At 72.2% G+C, this 22743-nt stretch carries 22 protein-coding genes; 15 read left to right on the top strand and 7 right to left on the bottom strand.

All coding sequences use genetic code 11. From position 1 onward, the window contains the following. Positions 1 to 132: 132 nt before the first annotated feature. Both EES43_RS06315 and EES43_RS06310 read right to left on the bottom strand, forming a co-directional pair. Positions 133 to 564 carry a hypothetical protein gene (locus EES43_RS06315; protein WP_124267790.1) on the bottom strand — a complete coding sequence of 144 codons (432 nt, stop codon included), beginning with the start codon at positions 562 to 564 and terminating at the stop codon, positions 133 to 135. Between the two features lie 190 nt (positions 565 to 754). Next, complete coding sequence (locus EES43_RS06310) at positions 755 to 2080, bottom strand: DUF2252 domain-containing protein (protein ID WP_124267789.1); 1326 nt, start codon at positions 2078 to 2080, stop codon at positions 755 to 757. A 180-nt stretch (positions 2081 to 2260) separates the two neighbouring features. On the opposite strand from EES43_RS06310, the gene dnaE reads away from it, so the two are divergent. Next, positions 2261 to 5800, top strand: coding sequence for a DNA polymerase III subunit alpha (gene dnaE, locus EES43_RS06305; RefSeq protein ID WP_124267788.1), 3540 nt, complete (start codon positions 2261 to 2263; stop codon positions 5798 to 5800). A 102-nt stretch (positions 5801 to 5902) separates the two neighbouring features. On the opposite strand, the gene EES43_RS30515 is transcribed toward dnaE, so the two are convergent. Next, entirely contained in the window at positions 5903 to 6079 is a 177-nt protein-coding gene (locus EES43_RS30515; protein ID WP_164493122.1) for a hypothetical protein, read from the bottom strand. Positions 6080 to 6369: 290 nt separating this feature from the next. Here EES43_RS30515 and EES43_RS06300 point away from each other — a divergent pair, with 290 nt between their 5' ends. From EES43_RS06300 to EES43_RS06275, 6 genes are all read left to right on the top strand, one after another. Continuing rightward, positions 6370 to 7632: an NYN domain-containing protein gene (locus EES43_RS06300; protein ID WP_124267787.1), complete on the top strand. Its 1263-nt coding sequence runs from the start codon at positions 6370 to 6372 to the stop codon at positions 7630 to 7632. A gap of 103 nt (positions 7633 to 7735) precedes the next feature. Then, positions 7736 to 8890 carry a helix-turn-helix domain-containing protein gene (locus EES43_RS06295; protein ID WP_124267786.1) on the top strand — a complete coding sequence of 385 codons (1155 nt, stop codon included), beginning with the start codon at positions 7736 to 7738 and terminating at the stop codon, positions 8888 to 8890. A gap of 172 nt (positions 8891 to 9062) precedes the next feature. Next, positions 9063 to 9470: an ATP-binding protein gene (locus EES43_RS06290; RefSeq protein ID WP_124271815.1), complete on the top strand. Its 408-nt coding sequence runs from the start codon at positions 9063 to 9065 to the stop codon at positions 9468 to 9470. Between the two features lie 403 nt (positions 9471 to 9873). Next, the gene (locus tag EES43_RS06285) at positions 9874 to 10857 is read left to right on the top strand and encodes an ABC transporter ATP-binding protein (protein ID WP_124271814.1); all 984 of its coding nucleotides are present in this window, start codon (positions 9874 to 9876) and stop codon (positions 10855 to 10857) included. Between the two features lie 136 nt (positions 10858 to 10993). Next, positions 10994 to 11833 (top strand): ABC transporter permease, encoded by an 840-nt coding sequence (locus EES43_RS06280; RefSeq protein WP_124267785.1) that lies wholly within the window; start codon positions 10994 to 10996, stop codon positions 11831 to 11833. Between the two features lie 63 nt (positions 11834 to 11896). Next, complete coding sequence (locus EES43_RS06275; protein WP_124267784.1) at positions 11897 to 12631, top strand: ABC transporter permease; 735 nt, start codon at positions 11897 to 11899, stop codon at positions 12629 to 12631. Positions 12632 to 12652: 21 nt separating this feature from the next. Here the strand turns inward: EES43_RS06275 and ybaK are convergent, their stop codons facing one another. The 4 genes from ybaK to EES43_RS06255 all read right to left on the bottom strand — a co-directional run bounded on the left by ybaK (position 12653) and on the right by EES43_RS06255 (position 16801). Further along, positions 12653 to 13153 (bottom strand): Cys-tRNA(Pro) deacylase, encoded by a 501-nt coding sequence (ybaK, locus tag EES43_RS06270; protein WP_124267783.1) that lies wholly within the window; start codon positions 13151 to 13153, stop codon positions 12653 to 12655. 14 nt (positions 13154 to 13167) lie between these two features. After that, positions 13168 to 13932, bottom strand: coding sequence for an LON peptidase substrate-binding domain-containing protein (locus tag EES43_RS06265; protein ID WP_124267782.1), 765 nt, complete (start codon positions 13930 to 13932; stop codon positions 13168 to 13170). A gap of 5 nt (positions 13933 to 13937) precedes the next feature. Then, the gene (locus EES43_RS06260) at positions 13938 to 14978 is read right to left on the bottom strand and encodes a hypothetical protein (protein ID WP_124267781.1); all 1041 of its coding nucleotides are present in this window, start codon (positions 14976 to 14978) and stop codon (positions 13938 to 13940) included. A gap of 221 nt (positions 14979 to 15199) precedes the next feature. After that, complete coding sequence (locus EES43_RS06255; RefSeq protein WP_124267780.1) at positions 15200 to 16801, bottom strand: oxidoreductase; 1602 nt, start codon at positions 16799 to 16801, stop codon at positions 15200 to 15202. A 159-nt stretch (positions 16802 to 16960) separates the two neighbouring features. On the opposite strand from EES43_RS06255, the gene hisD reads away from it, so the two are divergent. From hisD to hisF, 8 genes are read left to right on the top strand one after another with little or no spacing between them, the layout of a single operon-like run. After that, positions 16961 to 18283: a histidinol dehydrogenase gene (gene hisD, locus EES43_RS06250; protein WP_124267779.1), complete on the top strand. Its 1323-nt coding sequence runs from the start codon at positions 16961 to 16963 to the stop codon at positions 18281 to 18283. Beyond that, positions 18280 to 19410 (top strand): histidinol-phosphate transaminase, encoded by a 1131-nt coding sequence (locus EES43_RS06245; protein ID WP_124267778.1) that lies wholly within the window; start codon positions 18280 to 18282, stop codon positions 19408 to 19410. Before hisD ends, EES43_RS06245 begins: the two co-directional genes overlap by 4 nt. Continuing rightward, a complete protein-coding gene (hisB, locus tag EES43_RS06240) occupies positions 19407 to 20003 on the top strand; it encodes an imidazoleglycerol-phosphate dehydratase HisB (RefSeq protein ID WP_124267777.1) in 597 nt (198 codons plus the stop codon). The genes EES43_RS06245 and hisB overlap by 4 nt, the downstream gene beginning before the upstream one ends. Beyond that, the gene (locus tag EES43_RS30510) at positions 20000 to 20167 is read left to right on the top strand and encodes a hypothetical protein (RefSeq protein ID WP_164493121.1); all 168 of its coding nucleotides are present in this window, start codon (positions 20000 to 20002) and stop codon (positions 20165 to 20167) included. The genes hisB and EES43_RS30510 overlap by 4 nt, the downstream gene beginning before the upstream one ends. A 10-nt stretch (positions 20168 to 20177) precedes the next feature. Next, a complete protein-coding gene (gene hisH / locus EES43_RS06235; protein ID WP_124267776.1) occupies positions 20178 to 20819 on the top strand; it encodes an imidazole glycerol phosphate synthase subunit HisH in 642 nt (213 codons plus the stop codon). Continuing rightward, entirely contained in the window at positions 20819 to 21544 is a 726-nt protein-coding gene (priA, locus tag EES43_RS06230; RefSeq protein WP_124267775.1) for a bifunctional 1-(5-phosphoribosyl)-5-((5-phosphoribosylamino)methylideneamino)imidazole-4-carboxamide isomerase/phosphoribosylanthranilate isomerase PriA, read from the top strand. The genes hisH and priA overlap by 1 nt, the downstream gene beginning before the upstream one ends. Then, on the top strand, positions 21541 to 21939 hold the full coding sequence (locus EES43_RS06225) for a RidA family protein (protein WP_124267774.1): 399 nt from the start codon (positions 21541 to 21543) through the stop codon (positions 21937 to 21939). Before priA ends, EES43_RS06225 begins: the two co-directional genes overlap by 4 nt. Further along, positions 21936 to 22691: an imidazole glycerol phosphate synthase subunit HisF gene (gene hisF / locus EES43_RS06220; RefSeq protein ID WP_124267773.1), complete on the top strand. Its 756-nt coding sequence runs from the start codon at positions 21936 to 21938 to the stop codon at positions 22689 to 22691. Before EES43_RS06225 ends, hisF begins: the two co-directional genes overlap by 4 nt. The last annotated feature ends 52 nt before the right edge of the window (positions 22692 to 22743 follow it).

Genomic DNA, 22743 nt, shown 5'->3' with positions numbered 1-22743 from the left:
CACGGGGAAGTCTCGCATGCGAACCTGTGAACCTGTGAACGAGCGTTCCCGGGGCGCCGGTGTGCGCGGAAACCGGGACCGCCTTCATCGGCGGTCCCGGATCACCTCACGTCCCGGTGGGCGCGGCGGGTGTCAGCCGCAGGGCGGGGTGGCCGCCGGGGTCTCGAAGGTCCCCTGGCCCGCGACCTTGATCAGCCCCACGTACTTCCTGCCGCAGGGGTAGCTCATGGTCCAGGTGGTGTTGGCCCGCTCGCCGGTGGTGATGGTCTTCGTCGGACCCCAGTCGGTGCTGGACGAGCGGAATCCGAGTTCGGCGGTGATGGCCGAGCCGCCGCTCTTGGTGTAGAAGACCTCGATGCGGGACGGGCCCGTGTTCAGCGATATGCAGAGCTGTCCGTTGCTCAGGCTGGTGCACTTCACCCGGTCGCTGGCGGCGGCCGAGACCTCCGCCGACTGCGACGCGCGTACGGCGGTGTCGGGCTCGGCCGCGTGCGCGGGAGCGGCGAGAAGCGATGCCCCGGCGGCGAGACAGGCGGCAACGGTCAGTGTGATGCGGCGACTCATGGTCGTCCCCCCTTGATGACGGTTCATGATCAACGCCGGTGACAGTACCGACGCCGGTCGCACGATGCCAAGGGGGTTTTCCGGCGCGTCGAAGCGGAGCGGGACGTACCGGGCGGCGGCCGGCCGGCCGCCGCCCGCGGAGGGTGGGATTCCGCCCCCGGCCCCGCCCCGCAGTCCCGGGATCGGGCCGCTACAGCCCCGGAATCCGGCCGTTGCGGAAGAGGTCCACGAAGATCTGGTGGTCCGCGCGGGCCCGGGCCCCGTAGCTGTGGGCGAAGTCGACCAGCAGCTCCCCGAAGCCCTCCTCGTCGGCCGCGATGGCCGCGTCGATGGCCCGCTCCGTGGAGAACGGGACCAGCGAGTGGCCGCTCTCGTCGTCGGCGGCGGAGTGCATGGTGGCGGTCGCCCGGCCCAGGTCGGCGACGACCGCCGCGATCTCCGTCACCTCGTCGATGTCTGACCAGTCCAGATCGACCGCGTACGGCGAGACCTCGGCGACGAGCTGGCCCGCGCCGTCCAGCTCCGTCCAGCCCAGCCACGGGTCCGCGTGCGCCTGGAGGGCGCGCTGCGAGATCACGGTGCGGTGCCCCTCGTGCTGGAAGTACTCCCGCACGGCGGCGTCCGTGATGTGCCGGGAGACCGCCGGGGTCTGCGCCTGCTTGAGGTAGATCACCACATCGTTCTCCAGGGCGTCGCTGTTGCCCTCCAGGAGGATGTTGTACGAGGGCAGGCCCGCCGATCCGATGCCGATGCCCCGGCGGCCCACCACGTCCTTCACGCGGTAGGAGTCCGGGCGGGTCAGGCTCGACTCGGGCAGCGTCTCCAGATAGCCGTCGAACGCGGCCAGCACCTTGTACCGCGTGGCGGCGTCCAGGTCGATCGCCCCGCCGCCCTCGGCGAACCGGCGCTCGAAGTCCCGGATGACCGTCATCGAGTCCAGCAGCGAGAAGCGGGTCAGCGAGCGGGCCGCGCGCAGCGCGCCCAGCAGCGGGCCGTCCGCGGTGTCGAGCGTGAACGGGGGCACCTCGTCGTTCTTCGCGCCCGTCGCCAGGGCGTGGATCCGCTCCCGGTAGGCCGCGGCGAAGATCCGGACCAGGTCGGTGATCTGCTCGTCGGAGAGCGCCTTGGTGTAGCCGATGAGCGCCACCGAGGCGGCGAAGCGCTTCAGGTCCCAGGTGAAGGGGCCCACGTACGCCTCGTCGAAGTCGTTGACGTTGAAGACGAGCCGGCCGTTGGCGTCCATGTACGTGCCGAAGTTCTCCGCGTGCAGATCGCCGTGGATCCATACCCGGCCGGTGCGCTCGTCGACGTACGGGCCGCCGTGCCGCTCGCGCTCCAGGTCGCCGTAGAAGAGGCAGGCGGTGCCCCGGTAGAAGGCGAAGGCCGAGCCGGCCATCTTGCGGAACTTCACCCGGAAGGCGGCCGGATCGGCGGCCAGCAGCTCCCCGAAGGCGGTGTCGAAAACGGCGAGAATCTGCTCCCCGCGCTGCGCTGCGCCGGTCTGCGTTTCCGACATCGTGTGCTGCCTCCTGGTACCTGGCGTGCATGACTGAGTACATGACAAAACGGACACGTGTTCCGCTCTCTCCAACGCTCGGCGGACGCGGGTAGTGCCCGTCGTCCGAGTCCGTCACGTCGTAGACTTCCACGCTGTCCCCCCGTCCGTCATCGCCCGACTTCCCGGAGGCCCGACGCCGTGACCAAGCCGCCCTTCACGCACCTGCACGTCCACACCCAGTACTCGCTGCTGGACGGTGCCGCGCGGCTCAAGGACATGTTCGAGGCGTGCAACGAGATGGGCATGTCGCACATCGCGATGACCGACCACGGCAACCTCCACGGGGCCTACGACTTCTTCCACTCGGCGACCAAGGCGGGCGTCACGCCGATCATCGGGATCGAGGCGTACGTCGCCCCGGAGTCGCGCAAGCACAAGCGCAAGGTGCAGTGGGGGCAGCCGCACCAGAAGCGCGACGACGTGTCCGGATCCGGTGGGTACACCCACAAGACGATCTGGGCGGCGAACAAGACCGGACTGCACAACCTCTTCCGGCTCTCCTCCGACGCGTACGCCGAGGGCTGGCTCCAGAAGTGGCCCCGGATGGACAAGGAGACCATCTCCCAGTGGTCCGAGGGGCTGATCGCGTCCACCGGCTGCCCCTCGGGCGAGGTGCAGACCCGGCTGCGGCTCGGCCAGTTCGACGAGGCGGTCCAGGCGGCCTCCGACTACAAGGACATCTTCGGGGCGGACCGGTACTTCCTGGAGCTGATGGACCACGGCATCGAGATCGAGCGCCGGGTCCGCGACGGGCTCCTGGCCATCGGCAAGAAGCTGGACATCCCGCCGCTCGTCACGAACGACTCCCACTACACGTACGCCCACGAGGCCACCGCCCACGACGCCCTGCTCTGCATCCAGACCGGCAAGAACCTCTCCGATCCGGACCGCTTCCGCTTCGACGGCACCGGCTACTACCTCAAGACGACGGACGAGATGTACGCCGTCGACTCCTCCGACGCCTGGCAGGAAGGGTGCGCCAACACCCTCCTGGTCGCGCAGCAGATCGACACCACCGGCATGTTCGAGGCGAAGAACCTCATGCCGAAGTTCGAGATCCCCGACGGCTTCACGGAGATCACCTGGTTCCAGGAGGAAGTGCGCACCGGCATGGGGCGCCGCTTCCCGAACGGCGTGCCCGAGGACCGCCAGAAGCAGGTCGAGTACGAGATGGACATCATCATCCAGATGGGGTTCCCCGGGTACTTCCTGGTCGTCGCCGACTTCATCATGTGGGCCAAGAACAACGGCATCGCGGTCGGCCCCGGCCGAGGCAGCGCCGCCGGTTCGATCGTGTCGTACGCGATGGGCATCACCGACCTCGACCCGATCGAGCACGGGCTGATCTTCGAGCGGTTCCTCAACCCCGAACGCGTCTCCATGCCCGACGTCGACATCGACTTCGACGAGCGCCGGCGCGTCGAGGTGATCCGGTACGTGACCGAGAAGTACGGCGCCGACAAGGTCGCCATGATCGGCACGTACGGCAAGATCAAGGCCAAGAACGCGATCAAGGACTCCGCCCGCGTCCTCGGCTACCCGTACGCCATGGGCGACCGCCTCACCAAGGCGATGCCCGCCGACGTCCTCGGCAAGGGCATCGACCTCAACGGCATCACCGACCCCAAGCACCCCCGCTACAGCGAGGCGGGCGAGATCCGGGGGATGTACGAGAGCGAACCGGACGTCAAGAAGGTCATCGACACCGCCAAGGGCGTCGAGGGACTGGTCCGGCAGATGGGCGTGCACGCCGCGGGCGTCATCATGTCCAGCGAGCCCATCGTCGACCACGCCCCGGTCTGGGTCCGGCACACCGACGGCGTCACCATCACGCAGTGGGACTACCCGCAGTGCGAGTCGCTCGGCCTGCTGAAGATGGACTTCCTCGGCCTGCGCAACCTGACGATCATGGACGACGCCATCAAGATGGTGAAGTCCAACAAGGGCATCGACCTGGAGATGCTCTCGCTGCCGCTGGACGACCCGAAGACGTACGAACTGCTCTGCCGGGGCGACACGCTCGGCGTCTTCCAGTTCGACGGCGGGCCGATGCGCTCCCTGCTGCGCCAGATGCAGCCCGACAACTTCGAGGACATCTCCGCCGTCTCGGCCCTCTACCGGCCGGGCCCGATGGGCATGAACTCCCACACGAACTACGCCGAGCGCAAGAACGCCCGCCAGGAGATCACCCCGATCCACCCGGAGCTGGAGGAACCCCTCAAGGAGGTCCTCGGCCTCACCTACGGGCTGATCGTCTACCAGGAGCAGGTCCAGAAGGCCGCCCAGATCGTCGCCGGCTACTCGCTCGGCGAGGCCGACATCCTGCGCCGCGTAATGGGCAAGAAGAAGCCCGAGGAGCTGGCGAAGAACTTCGTCCTCTTCGAGAAGGGCGCCAAGGAGAAGGGCTTCTCGGACGCGGCGATCAAGGCGCTCTGGGACGTCCTGGTGCCGTTCGCCGGCTACGCCTTCAACAAGGCGCACTCCTCGGCGTACGGGCTGGTCACCTACTGGACCGCCTATCTCAAGGCGAACTACCCCGCCGAGTACATGGCCGCCCTGCTGACCTCGGTCAAGGACGACAAGGACAAGTCCGCGGTCTACCTCAACGAGTGCCGCCGCATGGGCATCAAGGTGCTGCCGCCCAACGTCAACGAGTCGCTGTCCAACTTCGCCGCCCAGGGTGACGACGTGATCCTGTTCGGCCTGACGGCCGTGCGCAACGTCGGCCAGAACGTCGTCGACTCGATCATCCGGTCGCGCAAGGCGAAGGGGAAGTACAGCAGCTTCCCCGACTTCCTCGACAAGGTCGAGGCGGTCGTCTGCAACAAGCGCACCGTCGAATCCCTCATCAAGGCCGGCGCCTTCGACGAGATGGGCCACACCCGCAAGGGCCTGGTCGCCCACCACGAGCCGATGATCGACAACGTGGTGCAGGTCAAGCGCAAGGAGGCCGAGGGGCAGTTCGACCTCTTCGGCGGCATGGGCGAGGAGGACAGCAGCGAGCCGGGCTTCGGGCTCGACGTGGAGTTCTCCGACGTCGAGTGGGAGAAGTCCTACCTGCTCGCCCAGGAGCGCGAGATGCTCGGTCTGTACGTGTCCGACCACCCGCTCTTCGGTCTGGAGCACGTGCTCTCCGACAAGGCCGACTCCTCGATCTCGCAGCTCACCGGCGGGGAGCACGCGGACGGCGCGATCGTGACCCTCGGCGGCATCATCTCCGGCCTCCAGCGCAAGATGACCAAGCAGGGCAACGCCTGGGCGATCGCCACCGTCGAGGACCTGGCCGGCTCCATCGAGTGCATGTTCTTCCCCGCGACCTACCAGCTCGTCTCCACCCAGCTCGTCGAGGACACCGTCGTCTTCGTCAAGGGACGCCTGGACAAGCGCGAGGACGTGCCGCGGCTGGTCGCCATGGAGATGCAGGTCCCCGACATCTCGAACGCCGGGAGCAACGCGCCCGTGATCCTCACCATCCCCACGGTGAAGATCACCCCGCCCATGGTCACCCGGCTCGGTGAGGTCCTGAGCCATCACCGGGGCGACACCGAGGTGCGCATCAGGCTCCAGGGGCCCCGCAAGACCACCGTCCTGCGGCTCGACCGCCACCGGGTCAAGCCCGACCCGGCGCTCTTCGGCGACCTGAAGGTCCTGCTCGGCCCGTCCTGCCTGGCCGGCTGACCGGCGCTGACCGGCGCTGATCGGTCCGGACACCAGGAGAAGGGGCGTCCCGCGTGTGCGGGACGCCCCTTCCGCCGTCCGTCGCCGCGGGCGGCCGTTCGGTCAGTTGTGGCCGAAGCGCCGCTGGTGCTTGCGCGAGACGTCCGACGGGCTGCCCTGGGACTGGGACTGCGAGGAGCTCTGCGACTCGAACGACGACGACTTCGCCTGCTCCGCGCCGGTCTCCGACGCGGAGGTGCGGTCCTGCCGGCCCTGCTTGCGGTTCTTGTTCTTCGCCATGGTGAATGCCTCCTGTGGGGAGTCCTGTGGGGCCAGGACCGATGCCAGATTCACATAGCCCCGCACATCGTGCATGTCGGGGCATTACGGTACGTAGTGGTATCCGCAGTGCCTCCGGCCCCGCCTCCCGCGTCACGCCTTCGCGGCTCCTTTCCCGATTCGCCACGCCGATGATCCAGTTCCGGCCGTTAACCCCTGTGCGGTCGGGCAGACTCGAAGCAAACCCTGGGTAAGCGGACCCGGTCACCGAGGGACGGGCCGCTGAACCGTTCCCGAACCCCTGGAAGAGGGTGGAACGCGTGGACCGTTGCGTCGTCCTGGTGGACGCCGGCTACTTGCTGGGCGCAGCCGCGAGCCTGCTGGCCGGAGAGCCCGCCCGTTCCCGCATCACCGTCGACCACGCCGCCCTCATCCAGGGGCTGCGCGAGCGCGCCGAGGCCGACACGCAGCAGCCACTGCTGCGCATCTACTGGTTCGACGGCGCACCCGACCGCGTACCCCAGCCGGAGCACCGCAGACTCCGGGTGATGCCGCGCGTGACCGTACGGCTCGGGGCCCTGACCCGCAGCGACGGGCGGTGGGCGCAGAAGGGCGTCGACGCGGCCATGCACGCCGAACTCACCGAGCTGGCCAGAAACAGAGCCTGCTCCGACGTGGTCCTGGTGACGGGCGACGGCGATCTGCTGCCCGGCCTGATGTCCGCCAAGGAGCACGGTGTCGCCGTCCACCTGTGGGCCGTCCAGGCCGCCGACGGCGACTACAACCAGTCCGAGGACCTGGTCGCCGAGGCGGACGAGCGGCGCGTCCTCGACCGGGACTGGATCACCCGGGCCGTCCGCGCCAAGGACACCGCGGGCGTCTGCCCGCCGCCGCCCGCCCCCCGCCCCGAGATCGCCGCCATCCTCTCCGCGCCGCTGCCCGAGGCCGCCCTCGCCGCCTCCGCCGAGCGGGCCTCCGAGGCCCAGGCGGCAGCCGCCCGCAACGGCGCCGCCGCCCCCGCCGACAGCGACGCCGGCCGCGCCGAGGCGCCGCCCGCCCACGGCCACAAGGGCGTCCCCACCCCCAAGGACCTGGCCGCGCTCCGCGCCCACGGGCCCGCGGCGGAGCGGCAGCAGCCGGCGCCCGCCGCCAACGCCACGCTGCGCTGGTCCTCCGACCGCGGCTGGGTGGAGCGCGGCGGCCCGCTCGGCGAACCCCCGGAGACCGCCTCGCTGCCCACCCTCGCCCAGCTCACCAGCGCCGAACAGCGCTGGGCGGACCGCGAGGAGGACATCACCACCGTGGGCGGCGACCCGTTCGAGGTGGGCCAGGTCTTCGCCCGGCGCTGGATGGAACGGCTCCCGGAGACGGCCCACCTCCAGAAGCTGTCCACCATGTACCCGCGCATCCCGCACCGCATCGACGGCGAACTCCTGCGGTACGCGGCCCGCTTCGGCCTCCTCGCCCACAAGGACGACCAGATCGACGAGCACGACCGCTACGCGATCCGGGCGGGCTTCTGGCGCGAGATCGACGTGCGCGCGGCGGCCGAGCACACGCCCGCGCCGGAGTAGCGGCCGGCGCTCGCGCCCGGCCGCCCGGCCGCCCGGCACCAGTTGGTTACCACGGAGTCACGCTGCCTGGGTACCGTCGGGAGGGAGCATCGAAGGAGGGCCCATGTCCGACGAACACGGCCTCGGGGACCGGCTGCGCGAGATCCGCAAGCGGCGCGGCCTCTCGCAGCGGGAACTGGCGCGCGCCTCGAAGGTCAGCCACTCGCTGATCACCGAACTGGAACAGGGCGTGTTGGCCGACACCCGCATGGAGACGGCCCGGAAGCTGGCCGCCGCCCTCCGGGTGCCCACCACCACGCTGGTAGCGCGTGCGCCCGCCGAGCCCCACCCCGCGCCCGAGCCGTGGCAAGCCCTCCAGCGAGCCGTGGAACGCCCCGCCGAGCAGCCCGACGAGGAGCCGACGACCCGGGGCGTCCGGGACGGCCTGGAGACCGTCAGGGCCGCCCACTTCGGCAAGCGGATGCGTGAGGCCGTGGACCTCCTGGTGCCGCTGCTGCGGGACGCCGAAGCCCTCGGGGACTCACCTGCCGCACGGTCGGCCCGCGCTCAGCTTCTCCAGATCGCGGGATCGACCCTGACGGGGGCCCGGCAGTTCGCCGCCGCAGAGACCGCGCTGCGCCGCGCCCTGGACGAGGCTCCGGACCGCCTACGGGCCGCAAGCGTCGTCACCACCTGGACGTGGCTGCTGGTGAGGCAGGGACGGTTCGACGCAGCCCGTGCCATGGCGGTGAAGTGGGCCGACGACGCCGAACCCCGCCTGTCCCGGGCGACCGCCGAAGAGATCGCCGCCTGGGGATGGCTGCTGATCCAGGGACACGCGGCAGCTCTCCGGGACAACCGGGGAGGCGAGGCCGCCGACATGCTGCGCCTCGCCCGGTCGGCGGCCGTCGCCACGGGGCCGCTCCGCCACGGGGATGTGCGGATCGCCACCTGGGGGCCTGCCACGGTGGCGTACAAGGCCGCCGAACAGGGCGTCGTGACGGACCGGCCGGACGAGGTGCTGGAGATCGCCCCTCGGCTGAAGGGCGGCACCGGGTCCGAGTACCACCGTCACAGGCTCGATGTGGCGAAGGCGTACACCATGACGCGTCAGCACGGCCGCGCTCTCGAAGTGCTGGGGGAGGTGGCTGCCGAGGCCCCGGAATGGATCGCAGAGCAGCCCTATGCCCGGGACACGCTGGCCGACACGATCGCCCGGCGGCGCACCCTCACCACCGAGACGCGTCAACTTGCCGACCTGGTGGGTCTGCCGCTCTGAACTACGCCTTTGATACTTCGGCCTGACGGTCCGCCGGACTGTCATTGAACCGCTGGAGCGGGGTCGTCACGGTGGAGACCATGACCTCCTTCGTACGCCGCGCCGTCTGCCCGTTCCCACCCCGCAGAGCCCCGGGCCGGGAGCACGGGCATGGGGGGCGTGCCCGGTGACCATGGCCGCCTCTCCGCGCCCGACCGGGCGCCCCGGGTACAGCGAGACCCTGCCGCGTGAGTCCGCAAGCGCCGCCGCCGCGCGCCGTCTGGTCCGCGTCGCCTTATCCGCCTGGGGCCTGGAGGACCTGGCCGACGACGGGGCCCTGATCGTCACCGAGCTGGTGGCGAACGCCGTGCGGCACGCCCAGCGGGGATCCATCCGGATCACGATCGATCGACCCGAAGAGGATCGGGTGCGTGTCGCCGTCGTGGACTTCTCCCGGCGATACCCCGTGCGTAGGGACTCGGGCCCCGAGGACGAGGGCGGGCGCGGCCTCGCGCTCGTGGAGAAGCCGGCGACCGAGTGGGGTGCCGACCCGCTGCCATGGGGCAAGCGGGTGTGGGCTGACCTGGAGGTGCGCGGGTGACCACCGGAGAGATGCCCGGCCGCAGCACGGCCCGAGCCCACCTGGCGCGGTTGATGGAGATGTTCGGAACGGACGGGTTGCTACAGGTGAGAACCACCTGCGACCCCGACACAGCCGGTGGAACCTCGGACGCCGCTCCCGGCGATGACCAGCCGGAGGACGAGGAGCGGAGCTGACCCGGGGAACGGCGAAGCCCGGACCCGGGGAAGTTCACCGCGTTCGGCCTTCGCCGTCTCACGTCCTCTCGCGACGCTCTCGCGGAATGTCGGGGACTGTAGGGAAAATACGGTGCTGACCTGGGAAGACACATAAGCCCTGGACGCCTGCTGACGCCGAAGGGCGGCCTGTAGGGTAGTACCTCGTGAGTACGGGCACAGCACAGGCGCAGAGGGGCACCGCCACCGTGTGCGCGGTGCGCGGGCTGGTCAAGACCTATCCCGCCGTCCGGGGCCGTCGGGGTGCGCCCGCCACTCCCGAGGTGCGGGCCACCGACGAAATCAGCCTCGATGTGCGGCGCGGCGAGATCTTCGGACTGCTCGGCCCCAACGGCGCGGGCAAGTCCACCCTGGTGCGGCAGCTCACCGGGCTGATGCGGCCCGACTCCGGCAGCGTCGAAGTGCTGGGCCACGACCTCGTACGCCACCCCGAGCGGGCCTCCCGGCTGATCGGGTACCTGGGGCAGGAGTCCACCGCCCTCGACGAGCTGACGGTCTCCCTGGCCGCCGAGACCACCGGACGGCTGCGCGGTCTCGCCGTCCGGGAGGCCCGCGCCGAACGGGACGCCGTACTGGACGAGCTCGGCCTCACCCCGCTGGCCGGGCGGCCCCTGAAGAAGCTCTCCGGCGGTCAGCGCCGGCTCGCCTGCTTCGCCGCGACCCTGGTCGGCGAGCGCCCGGTGCTGGTCCTGGACGAACCGACGACCGGCATGGACCCGGTCGCCCGCCGGGCCGTCTGGGCCGCCGTGGACCGCCGCCGGGCCGAGCACGGGGCCACCGTCCTGCTGGTCACCCACAACGTCATCGAGGCGGAGACCGTCCTCGACCGGGTCGCCGTCCTGGAACGCGGCCGGGTCATCGCCTGCGACACCCCCGCCGGGCTCAAGGAGCAGGTGGCCGGCGAGGTCCGCGTCGAGCTGGTGTGGCGCGAGCGCGCCCCGCTGGACGTGCCGGAGGTGGCCGCGCTGCGCCCCTCGGCCCAGGAGTCCGGGCGGCGCTGGGTGCTGCGGCTGGGCCCGGACGAGGCGCGGGCCGCGGTGGCCGCGGTGACGGGCGGCGAGGCGTTCGCCGCGCTGGACGATTTCACCCTGGCGACGCCCAGCCTGGAAGATGTCTACCTGGCCCTCGGAGGAGACGCGGCCAATGCGACCAAGGGGCTGGTGAAGGCGTGAGGAACCACGTACGCGGAGCGGACGCGCCGGGCGCGTCCGGCGCGCCGGGTCCGGCGGACGTGCGGAACGCGGCGAGCGGGACGGACGTGGTGAGTGTGCGGTACGGACCGGACGTGTCGAAGGGGAGCGGCCTCAGGTGACGAGCATCATTCCGGCCAGAACCGCGCCGTCGCGGGTCCGGCCCCTGCCCGGCCCCGCCGGCCCCGCCGCGCGGACGGCTCCCGCGCCCCTCGCGCCGCGCGCCCGGCTGCTGCCCTCGCTGGCCGCCGTCTACCGCGCCCAGCTCTCCCGGGCGCGCGTCGCCCGGATCCCGCTGCTGTTCGTGGCGACCTTCCAGTCCGTCGGGATCATGGTCCTGATGCGGGGCGTCGTGGACGGCGGCTCCGAGGCGCGGGCGGTCGTCGCGGGATCCAGCGTGCTGGTCGTGGCGTTCGTCGCGCTCAACCTGCTGGCCCAGTACTTCGGCCAGTTGCGGGCCGGCGGCGGGCTCGACCACTACGCCACCCTGCCGGTGCCGCCCGCCGCGGTGGTGCTCGGGGCCGCCGCCGCGTACGCCTCGTTCACCGTGCCCGGAACGATCTTCACGGCGATCACCGGAAGCGTGCTGTTCCAGCTCCCGATGACCCATCTGTGGGTGCTGGCCGCGGTCATCCCGCTCTCCGGCGCGGCCCTGGCGGGCCTGGGCGCGGCGCTCGGGCTGCTGGCCCCGCGTCAGGAGCTGGCCACGCTGCTGGGCCAGCTGGGCATGTCCGCCGCGCTGCTGCTCGGCGTGCTGCCGGCGGACCGGCTGCCGGAGCCGGTGGGCTGGGCGCGCGACCTGCTCCCGTCGACGTACGGAGTGGAGGCGCTGGCCCGCTCGTTCGACGCGCGGCCCGACTGGGCGATGATCGGCTTCTTCCTCGCGGTGTGCGCGGCGGTCGGGGTCCTCTCGCTCGCGGTGGCCACCTGGGCCTACCGGAAGGCCGCCGTCCGCTGAGGGCCGGACGCCCGGCCGGTATCCGGTGAGGCGCCTCACAGAACGGCCTGGCACGATGGCACGGTGACCGCACCTCTGACGCCGCCCCACCAGCCGAACCCCCACGATCCGTGGCAGAACCCGCCCACGGGCTCGCACCTCGCGCCCGGCTCAGGGGCTCCGGACGACCCGGACACCGCGACGGAACTCCGTCAGGCCGCCGCGGTCGTCGTCCTGGTCGCGATCGCGGGCGTGCTGCTCGGTCTGCTGTGGTTCTGGCTCGCTCCCCGGGTCCCGCTGGTCTCCGACGACACGGCCGTCTTCCTGAAGAACAGCGAGGGCGAGGAGGCGATCGGCGCGGACGGTACGTACGTCCTGCTGGCCCTCGCCTTCGGCGTCGTCTCGGCGGCCGTCGTCTTCTGGCGGCTGCGCCGCGGGGGCGTGCTGGTGGTGGTGGGACTGGCCCTGGGCGCGCTGTTCGCGTCGCTGCTGGCCTGGGGGGTCGGCCACTGGCTGGGACCGTCCTCGGACGTGGTGGCGCGGGCCCGCGCGGCCGGGCGGGGCGTCACCTTCGACGCGCCGCTGGAACTGCACTCCGTGTGGGTGGCCGTGCTGGTCTGGCCGTTCGCCGCGCTGGCCGTGCACCTGGTGCTGACCGGGGCCTTCGGACCGCGCGACCCGGAGCCGGAGTGGGCCCCGTACGACGTGGCCTCGTACTACGGGGGACCGGACCAGGGGCCGCAGGCGGGCCCGTCCGAGCCGCCGCACTCGCCTCCGGCGGGCGGAGCCGCCGGGCCCGGGGCGGCCCCGGCCCCGTGACCGCCGGGGTCCGGGCGCGCCTCAGCCCGGCCGGGCGATCGGCGCGAAGGAGGCCCCGGTGAGCGCGGCCAGGTCGGCGGCCGGCAGTTCGACCTCCAGGCCCCGGCGGCCGGCCGAGACGCAGATCGTGGGATGGCTCCGGGCGGACGCGTCCAGCACCGTGCGCAGGCGCTTGCGCTGGCCCAGCGGCGAGATGCCGCCGCGCACGTAGCCCGTGGTGCGCTCGGCGGCGGCCGGGTCGGCCATGGCCGCGCGCTTGCCGCCCACCGCGGCGGCCAGGGCCTTGAGGTCCAGGGAGCCGGCGACCGGCACGACCGCCACCGTCAGCGCGCCGTCCACGTCCGCGACCAGCGTCTTGAAGACCCGGTCGGGGGAGAGGCCCAGGGCCTCGGCGGCCTCCTCGCCGTAGGACGGGGTGGCCGGGTCGTGGTCGTAGGCGTGGACGGTGAAGGCGGCGCCGGCCGCGGTCAGGGCGACCGTGGCCGGGGTGGAGCCCGTCTGCTTCCTCGGCTTCTTCGCCACCGGGTGGTCCTCGCTCAGTTGGGGTGGGTCGGGGCGCGGGTGAGTTCGGTGGCGGGCAGCGACGGCAGGTGCCGGATGACCGCGGTCTCCTTGCGCAGCAGCGCCAGCTCCTCGCGGAGCCGGGTCGCGGTGTCCGGGGCCTGGAGGAGCCGCTGCTTGGTGGGGACGTCCAGGACGGTGGCCGCCGCGACGAGGTAGGAGACGACGGCCGGGTCGTCGGGCAGCTCCGCGCCGGTGGTCAGCGAGCGTTCGCTGGCTCCCGCCAGCCGCTTCTGGTAGGAGCGGAAGGCGCGCAGCACGCCCTCGGCGAGCGCCCCGGCCTCGTCGCCCCCGTCCTCCCCGGCGGGCTCCTCCGTCAGCTCCTCCACCTCGGCGCTCAGGTACGGGCCGCTCGCGTCGACCGAGAGGAGCCTGACCCGGGTGGTGCCGGTGGCCAGGACCTCGAAGCTGCCGTCGGCCCGTTCGCGGATCGTGGCCGCGTCGGCGACGCAGCCGACCCGGTGGAAGGACTGGATCGGGTCGGGGCCGAAGCCCTCGGCGGGGGCGCGTTCGGCGGGAGGCGCGGCGGCGACGGTGTCCGGCATGCCGGTGGCCGTGGGGGCGGTCTCGCGGCCGTCGCGGATCGCGACCACGACGAAGCGGCGAGGCTCGTCCTCGTCGGTCTTCAGCAGCTCCCGCATCATGGCGCGATATCGCTCCTCGAAGACGTTGAGCGGCAGCACGAGGCCGGGGAACAGCACCGCGTTCAGCGGGAAAAGGGGAAGACGGGCGGTGGTCACAACGCTCAAGCGTAATGGCCGCGCGGCCGGCCGCGGTCGGGCCGGTCGCGCAACGGGGTCAAGGAGGCCACCTGGAGGCGTGCCCCGTCACGTGCGTCCAGGAAGCGGCCGAGCGCGTCGTCCGACACCGACGACCAGGGGAAGGACGTCGCGTACGGGCCGATCACGTCGAACTGGTCGAGCGCCTCGGCCCATCGGCCCCGGGCGAGCAGGACGTACGCGAGCAGGTTGCGGACCTCGGCGGGCCAGGGGTCGCCGGGCCGGTAGGCGGCCGACAGCCGGATGGCCAGGTCCGCCGCCGCGTCGACGCGCTCCTCCAGCACCGAACCGGCCCGCCCGGCCGCCTGGGTGTCCAGCAGCAGCGCGAAGGCGGCCCGTACCGGCAGGGCCTGCACCAGGGAGTCGGGCAGGGCGTCCTCGGCGGCCCGCTCGGCGAAGTCGAAGCACTCGCGGTGCGAGCCGTACCAGGCGGCGGAGAGGTAGCGCAGCGCCGCCACATGGCAGCCGTAGTGGTGCGGGGCGCGGCGCACCGCCTGCTCCCACAGCGACTCGAACGCGGTGTGCGTGGCGTGGGCGCCGCGGGCGTGGTCCAGGGCGAGCCGCCACGGCACCGGGTCGCGCGGGTCCGCCTCGGCGGCGGCGGCGATCATCGGGCCGACCTCGCGCAGCCGTTCCGCGCGGGCGGGCGACTCCCACGCGCGGTGGACCGCCAGCTCCGCCTTGACCAGCAGGGCGTCCGGGTCGCGCGGGGCGGCGGCCAGCCAGTCGACGAGCCAGCCGTCCCGGTTGCGGGCGAAGGCGACGAGCCGGCCGACGTAGCGGTCGCGGTTCTCCCAGTCGGCCTCGGCGCGGGTGGCGGCGAGCAGGCCGGCGGCGGGCCGGGGGTCGCCCAGGGCGGCGGCCACCAGCGCCGGAGAGAGCCGCTCGTCGGGCGCGTCGAGCAGCACCGCGTCGTCCGCGGGCCGTCCGGCCGACAGCGGGGGGCTGTGCCGGATCATGCGCGCGGTACTGAGCAGAGCGCGAAGGAATGCCATGGTGCGGACCATTGAAAAGCGCTGGTGAGGGCCGCGCCAGAGGTGCGCTGTGAAGCTTCTGTGGCGAGTGGAGGGGTTGTACCGCTCCGAGTCAAGAAAAGGCAAAGGAAATGACAGCGGTTGGCTGGAAAACATCCTCCCAGCAGCCTCATCCGTCACCGCCCGGCGCACCCCCGGGTCCCACCGGATACGGCGGGACCCGGGGCCGGAGCCGGTTCGAACTGCTCGTACGGTCAGCCCCGGCGCAGCAGCCGGGAGGCGCCGGCCGCCACCGTGGTGGCCAATATCCACCCCACCAGAACCAGACCGGCCGCCGTCCACTGCCAGCCGCCCTCCATCCGCCAGTAGCCGTCCTGCCCGAGGTCGATGACCGGCACCAGGAGGTCCAGCGCGTACAGGGCCGGATTCCACTCGGGATGCTCCTGGCCCTTGAGCGACGCCGGGTCGTACTGCGCGAAGGCCGCCGTGCCCGCCGCCCACAGGACCGCCATCCACACCGCCGCCCGCCCCGGCCGGTAGCCGTACGCCACCGTCCAGTCCTGGAGGTAGCCCCACAGCTTGGCCGCGGTCGGCAGCGTCTCGCGGCGGCGGCGCTGCTTGGCGAGCAGCACCTCACGCGCGTCCGCGTCCTCCCCGCAGCTGCGCAGCACCGCGGCGAGCCGTTCGTACGGCTCGGGAACGTACTCCGGGGTCGCCGCCAGGACCCACTCCAGGCGGCGGGAGAGCGGGAAGTGCCCGTAGGGGACCAGGTTCTCGTAGACGAAGCCGCCCATCGCCAGACCGCCCGGCCCCGGCCAGCTCGTGGACAGGTCGATCAGGGTGACCACCTTCGCGCCGTTCAGCACGACCCGGCCCTCCTCCGGGCGCTCCGCGTTGAACCGCAGCTCCGGCGTCACGATCCGGCGCAGCGACAGCTCCTCCTGACGGGTCATCGTGAACCGCGCCTTGTGCAGGTCCACCGCGTCCCCGAACCGCCCGTCGTCCAGCCGCACCCCGCCGCGGGACTCGAACGCCTGCGAACGCGTCCCGCGCGCCGGAGTCGGCGCGAACACCACGCCGTACGGGGGAGTGGTGCCCTGCTCGCCCGTGTCGACGCTCACCCACGCCTCGGTCATGTAGAGCGTGCGCTCCACCGTCAGCTGCGGCGCGTTCAGCGCGCGGCGGCCGTCCCCGGCGCGCAGCCTGCTCCCGCGCAGACTCAGCGAGCCGCCCACCTTCGCCCCGCGCAGACTCACCTCGCCGCGCGTCTCGACCATCTCGGCCTGGAGGTCCTGCGCGACCGCCATGCCGTCCCCGACGAAGGCCCGCCCGTGACGGTCGGAGCCGACGCTGAGCTGGTTGATCAGCAGGTCGGTGCCGATCTGCGCGTCGGTGAGCCGGATCCCCCGGGCGATCCGGCAGCGCGGCAGATGCAGGTCCCCCTCCGTGCGCAGCCGGGCCGCCTCCAGCCGGGGCAGGGCGCACCCCACCATCCGCAACGTCGTGAAGTGGCACTCCGGAAGCACCACCTCCTGCTCGAAGCGGCAGCCGGTCAGCTCCACGTACGGAGAGACCTGCCCGCCCGCCAGATCCAGCTTCCCGGTGATCCGCACCCCGCGGAGCTTCAGCGCCGCCACCCGGCCCGGCCGGGCCGGCGGGCCGCTCAGCAGCAGCCGCGCCACCGTGCGCGCGCCTACGCTCCGCTCGGGTCCCCACACGTGCGGGGCGAACGGATCGTTGCGGGTCGCGTCGTAGCTGCGCAAGTCGTAGGTGGTCCCGTTGCGGAAGGACTGCCACATGCCCAGCTCCGCTGCGCTGAGGCCGTCCGGGATGTCGCCTTCGTGCGGCTCGCTCACTGCCGCTCCCTCCGTACACCCATGCCGTACCGCTGTTCTTCCCTCTGTGTGACGGCGTGAACACCGATGGTCAGATGGGGCGGCCGGACATGGCTGGGACATGTATCAGCCAGTGATACGGCCGACCGGCGCTCCGGAGCGGTCTGCGAGAATTGCGGTGTGATCTCTCGAATCGATCTGCGCGGCGACGTCCTCCCCGAGGGCGCCGACCTGCGCGACCTGCTGCCCCGTGCCGAGTTCGACGTGGAAGCCGCCCTGGAGACGGTGCGGCCCATCTGCGAGGACGTACGCCATCGCGGCTCCGCGGCAGTGATCGAGTGGGGAGAGAAGTTCGACGGTGTCCGGATCGAGTCGGTCCGCGTCCCGGCAGCCGCCCTCACCCGCGCGCTCGACGGGCTCGACCCGGCCGTCCGCGCCGCCCTGGAGGAGTCGGTCCGCCGCGCCCGCCTCGTCCACCGCGCGCAGCGCCGCACCACGCACACCACGCAGGTCGTCCCCGGCGGCGCCGTCACCGAGAAGTGGGTGCCCGTCGAGCGCGTCGGCCTCTACGTGCCCGGCGGGCGCTCGGTCTACCCGTCCTCCGTCGTGATGAACGTCGTCCCGGCCCAGGAGGCCGGCGTCGAGGGCATCGCCGTCGCCTCCCCGCCCCAGAAGGACTTCGACGGGCTGCCGCACCCCACCATCCTCGCCGCCTGCGCCCTGCTCGGCGTCGACGAGGTGTACGCGGCCGGCGGCGCCCAGGCCGTCGCGATGTTCGCCTACGGCACCGAGGACTGCCTGCCGGTCAACCTGGTCACCGGCCCCGGCAACATCTACGTCGCCGCCGCCAAGCGCCTGCTCAAGGGCCGCATCGGCATCGACGCCGAGGCCGGACCCACCGAGATCGCGATCCTCGCCGACGCCACCGCCGACCCGGTGCACGTCGCCGCCGACCTGATCAGCCAGGCCGAGCACGACCCGATGGCCGCCGCCGTCCTGGTCACCGACTCCGAGGAGCTGGCCGCCGCCACCGAGGCCGAACTGGCCCCGCAGGTCGCCGCGTCCAAGCACGTCGAGGACCGCATCGAGCCCGCGCTCGCCGGACGCCAGTCCGCGATCGTCCTGGTCTCCTCCCTCGACGACGGCCTCAAGGTCGTCGACGCGTACGGGGCCGAGCACCTGGAGATCCAGACCGCCGGGGCCGCCGCCGTCGCCGACCGGGTCCGCAACGCCGGAGCGATCTTCGTCGGCCCCTGGTCGCCCGTCTCGCTCGGCGACTACTGCGCCGGCTCCAACCACGTGCTGCCCACCGGCGGCTGCGCCTGCCACTCCTCGGGCCTGTCCGTGCAGTCCTTCCTGCGCGGCATCCACATCGTCGACTACACCCGCGACGCGCTCGCCGAGGTCGCCCACCACGTCGTGACCCTCGCCGAGGCGGAGGACCTGCCCGCCCACGGCGCGGCGCTCAAGGCGCGGTTCGGCTGGAAGGTTCCGCAGCAGTGACGAACGGCAGCACCACCCCCCGCAACGCCTGGGACGAGCTCCCCATCCGCGACGAACTGCGCGGCCAGTCCCCGTACGGAGCCCCCCAGCTCGACGTCCCGGTCCGGCTCAACACCAACGAGAACCCCTACCCGCTGCCCGAGGCGCTGGTCGAGCGCATCGCCGAACGCGTCCGCGAGGCCGCCCGCGGCCTCAACCGCTACCCGGACCGCGACGCCGTCGAGCTGCGCACCGAGCTGGCCCGCTACCTCACCCGCACCGCCGGGCACGAGGTCACCGCCGCCCACGTCTGGGCCGCCAACGGCTCCAACGAGGTCCTCCAGCAACTGCTCCAGACCTTCGGCGGGCCCGGCCGCACCGCCATCGGCTTCGAACCCTCGTACTCCATGCACGCCCTGATCTCCCGGGGCACCGGCACCGGCTGGATCTCCGGCCCGCGCGACGACGACTTCACCATCGACGTGGACGCCGCCCGCGCCGCCATCGCCGCCCACCGGCCCGAGGTCGTCTTCATCACCTCGCCCAACAACCCCACCGGCACCGCCGTGGACGCCGACACCGTCCTCGCCCTGTACGAGGCGGCCCAGGCCGCCGGACCCTCGATGGTCGTCGTCGACGAGGCGTACGGGGAGTTCAGCCACCACCCCTCGCTGCTCCCGCTGATCGAGGGCCGCCGCAACCTGGTCCTCTCACGGACCATGTCCAAGGCGTTCGGCGCGGCCGGGCTCCGCCTCGGCTACCTCGCCGCCGACCCGGCCGTCGTCGACGCGGTCCAGCTGGTCCGGCTGCCCTACCACCTCTCCTCCGTCACCCAGGCCACCGCGCTCGCCGCCCTGGAGCACACCGATACGCTGCTGGGGTACGTCGCGCAGCTCAAGAGCGAGCGCGACCGGCTGGTGGCCGAGCTGCGCGCCATCGGCTACGAGGTCACCGAATCGGACGCCAACTTCGTCCAGTTCGGCCGCTTCGACGACAGCCGCGCCGTCTGGCGGCGGATCCTCGACCGGGGCGTCCTGGTCCGGGACAACGGCGTGCCGGGATGGCTGCGGGTCACCGCGGGCACCCCGGCCGAGAACGACGCGTTCCTCGATGCGGTACGCGAAATCAAGAAGGAGCACGACGCATGAGCCCCCGCGTAGGCCGCGTGGAACGCACCACGAAGGAAACATCCGTACTGGTCGAGATCGATCTCGACGGCACCGGCAAGGTCGACGTCGCCACCGGGGTCGGCTTCTACGACCACATGCTCGACCAGCTCGGCCGCCACGGGCTCTTCGACCTCACGGTCAAGACCGAGGGCGACCTGCACATCGACAGCCACCACACCATCGAGGACACCGCCCTCGCGCTGGGCGCCGCCTTCCGGCAGGCCCTCGGCGACAAGGTCGGCATCTACCGCTTCGGCAACTGCACGGTCCCGCTGGACGAATCGCTCGCCCAGGTCACCGTCGACCTCTCCGGCCGCCCCTACCTGGTGCACACCGAGCCCGAGAACATGGCCCCGATGATCGGGGAGTACGACACGACGATGACCCGGCACATCTTCGAGTCCTTCGTCGCGCAGGCGCAGGTCGCCCTGCACATCCACGTGCCGTACGGGCGCAACGCCCACCACATCGTCGAGTGCCAGTTCAAGGCGCTCGCGCGGGCCCTGCGCTACGCGGCCGAGCACGACCCGCGTGCCGCCGGCATCCTGCCTTCCACGAAGGGCGCCCTGTGACCGGCCTCAACACCATCCTCATCGTCGTCGGCCTCTTCCTGGCCGGCGGCGTCTACTCCTTCGCGAAGCAGGGCATGCCCAAGGGCGTCATCGTGCTGCTCTCGCTCGCCTCCGTGATGTGCCTGGTAGCGGGCATCCTGCGGATCCAGGGACTGTGGGACTGAGAGGCACGTGGTGAGCAGCAAGAAGAAGGTCGTCGTCTTCGACTACGGCTTCGGCAACGTCCGGTCCGCCGAACGGGCCCTCGCCCACGTCGGCGCGGACGTCGAGATCACCCGCGACTACGACCGCGCGATGGCGGCCGACGGGCTGCTGGTCCCCGGCGTCGGCGCGTTCTCCGCCTGCATGGAGGGGCTGAAGCGGGCCCGCGGCGACTGGATCGTCGGCCGCCGCCTGTCCGGCGGACGCCCCGTCATGGGCATCTGCGTCGGGATGCAGATCCTGTTCGAGCGCGGCATCGAGCACGGCGTGGAGACCGAGGGCCTGGACGAATGGCCCGGTACGGTCGGACCGCTGAAGGCCGATGTCGTCCCGCACATGGGCTGGAACACCGTCGAGGCACCCGAGGACTCCCGGCTCTTCGCCGGTCTGGACGCCGAGACCCGGTACTACTTCGTGCACTCCTACGCGGCGCACGAGTGGTCCCTCGAAGTCACCAACGCCAAGATCCGTGCCCCCAGGGTCACCTGGGCCACGCACGGCGAACGGTTCGTGGCCGCCGTGGAGAACGGCGCGCTGTGGGCCACCCAGTTCCACCCCGAGAAGTCCGGCGATGCCGGCGCCCAGCTGCTGACCAACTGGATCGAGACGCTGTAATGCCGAAGCTTGAACTGCTCCCCGCCGTCGACGTCCGCGACGGCCGGGCCGTCCGCCTCGTGCACGGCGAGTCCGGCTCCGAGACGTCCTACGGCTCCCCGCTGGAGGCCGCCCTCGCCTGGCAGCGCTCCGGAGCCGAGTGGCTGCACCTCGTCGACCTGGACGCCGCCTTCGGCACCGGCGACAACCGCGCCCTGATCGCCGAGGTCGCCGGAGCCATGGACATCAAGGTCGAGCTCTCCGGCGGCATCCGCGACGACGCCTCGCTCGCCGCCGCCCTCGCCACCGGCTGCCGCCGCGTCAACCTCGGCACCGCCGCACTGGAGACCCCTCAGTGGGTCGCCAAGGTCATCGCCGAGCACGGCGACAAGATCGCCGTCGGCCTCGACGTACGCGGCACCACCCTGCGCGGACGCGGCTGGACGCGCGACGGCGGCGACCTCTACGAGACCCTGGAGCGCCTCGACTCCGAGGGCTGCGCCCGCTACGTCGTCACCGACATCGCCAAGGACGGCACCCTCGAAGGCCCCAACCTCGGCCTGCTGCGGGACGTCTGCGCGGTCACCGACCGCCCGGTGGTCGCCTCCGGCGGCGTCTCCTCGCTCGACGACCTCCGCGCCATCTCCCTCCTCGTCCCCGAGGGCGTCGAGGGCGCGATCGTCGGCAAGGCGCTCTACGCCGAGGCGTTCACGCTGGAAGAGGCCCTCAAGGCGGTCGCCGCATGACCGATTCCGTACGCCGCGTCTCCACCGGCGCCCCGTGGGAGGAGAAGTTCGGCTACTCGCGCGCCGTCGAACTGCCCAACGGCCTCGTCCTGGTCTCCGGCTGCACCTCGGTGGTGAACGGCGAGATCGCGGCCGGCTCGCCCTACGAGCAGGCCGTCACCTCCTTCGACGTCGCCCTCGCGGCGCTGGAGCAGGTCGGCCTCACCCGCGAGGACGTCGTCCGCACCCGGATGTACCTCACCCACGCCCGGGACGTGGAGGACGTCGGCCGCGCCCACAAGGAGCTGTTCGACGCCGTGCGCCCCGCCGCGTCCATGATCATCGTTTCCGGGTTCGCGGATCCGAGCCTGGTCGTCGAGGTCGAGGTCGAGGCCTACCGGGGAGGCGCGAAGTGAGCCTCGCGGTACGCGTCATCCCTTGCCTGGACGTCGACGCCGGCCGGGTCGTCAAGGGCGTCAACTTCCAGAACCTGCGCGACGCGGGCGACCCCGTCGAGATGGCCAAGCTGTACGACGCCGAAGGCGCGGACGAGCTGACCTTCCTCGACATCACCGCCTCCAGCGGCGACCGCGAGACGACCTACGACGTGGTCCGCCGCACCGCCGAGCAGGTCTTCATCCCGCTCACCGTCGGCGGCGGCGTCCGCACCCCGGACGACGTCGACAAGCTGCTGCGCGCAGGGGCGGACAAGGTCGGCGTCAACACCGCCGCCATCGCCCGCCCCGAGCTGATCCGCGAGATCGCCGAACGCTTCGGCCGCCAGGTCCTGGTGCTCTCCGTCGACGCCCGCCGCACCCCGCGGGGCGGCTTCGAGGTCACCACGCACGGCGGTCGCCGGGGCACCGGCATCGACGCCGTCGAGTGGGCGCACCGCGCGGCCGAGCTGGGCGCGGGCGAGATCCTGCTCAACTCGATGGACGCCGACGGCACCAAGGACGGCTACGACACCGAGATGATCCTGGCCGTCCGCGAGCACGTCAGCGTCCCGGTCATCGCCTCCGGCGGCGCGGGCCGGCTCGCGGACTTCGCCCCGGCCGTCGCCGCGGGAGCCGACGCGGTGCTCGCCGCCTCCGTGTTCCACTTCGGCGACCTGCGCATCTCCGAGGTCAAGGACGCGCTGCGGGGGGCCGGGCACCCGGTCCGCTGACCCCCGCCGGTCCGCGCTGACCGCCTCCGGTCCGCGCGGGCCGGCGGTCGGC

The organism is Streptomyces sp. ADI96-02 (assembly GCF_003846185.1).
Lineage (GTDB): Bacteria > Actinomycetota > Actinomycetes > Streptomycetales > Streptomycetaceae > Streptomyces.
This window is presented reverse-complemented; position numbering and strand designations above follow the sequence as displayed.

Bases quoted from the DNA above. Each gene is read 5' to 3' on its own strand.
- EES43_RS06315 (WP_124267790.1), bottom strand. From the start codon at position 564: ATGAGTCGCCGCATCACACTGACCGTTGCCGCCTGTCTCGCCGCCGGG.
- EES43_RS06310 (WP_124267789.1), bottom strand. From the start codon at position 2,080: ATGTCGGAAACGCAGACCGGCGCAGCGCAGCGCGGGGAGCAGATTCTC.
- EES43_RS30515 (WP_164493122.1), bottom strand. From the start codon at position 6,079: ATGGCGAAGAACAAGAACCGCAAGCAGGGCCGGCAGGACCGCACCTCC.
- EES43_RS06295 (WP_124267786.1), top strand. From the start codon at position 7,736: ATGTCCGACGAACACGGCCTCGGGGACCGGCTGCGCGAGATCCGCAAG.
- EES43_RS06290 (WP_124271815.1), top strand. From the start codon at position 9,063: ATGGCCGCCTCTCCGCGCCCGACCGGGCGCCCCGGGTACAGCGAGACC.
- EES43_RS06260 (WP_124267781.1), bottom strand. From the start codon at position 14,978: ATGGTCCGCACCATGGCATTCCTTCGCGCTCTGCTCAGTACCGCGCGC.
- hisB (WP_124267777.1), top strand. From the start codon at position 19,407: ATGAGCCCCCGCGTAGGCCGCGTGGAACGCACCACGAAGGAAACATCC.
- priA (WP_124267775.1), top strand. From the start codon at position 20,819: ATGCCGAAGCTTGAACTGCTCCCCGCCGTCGACGTCCGCGACGGCCGG.
- EES43_RS06225 (WP_124267774.1), top strand. From the start codon at position 21,541: ATGACCGATTCCGTACGCCGCGTCTCCACCGGCGCCCCGTGGGAGGAG.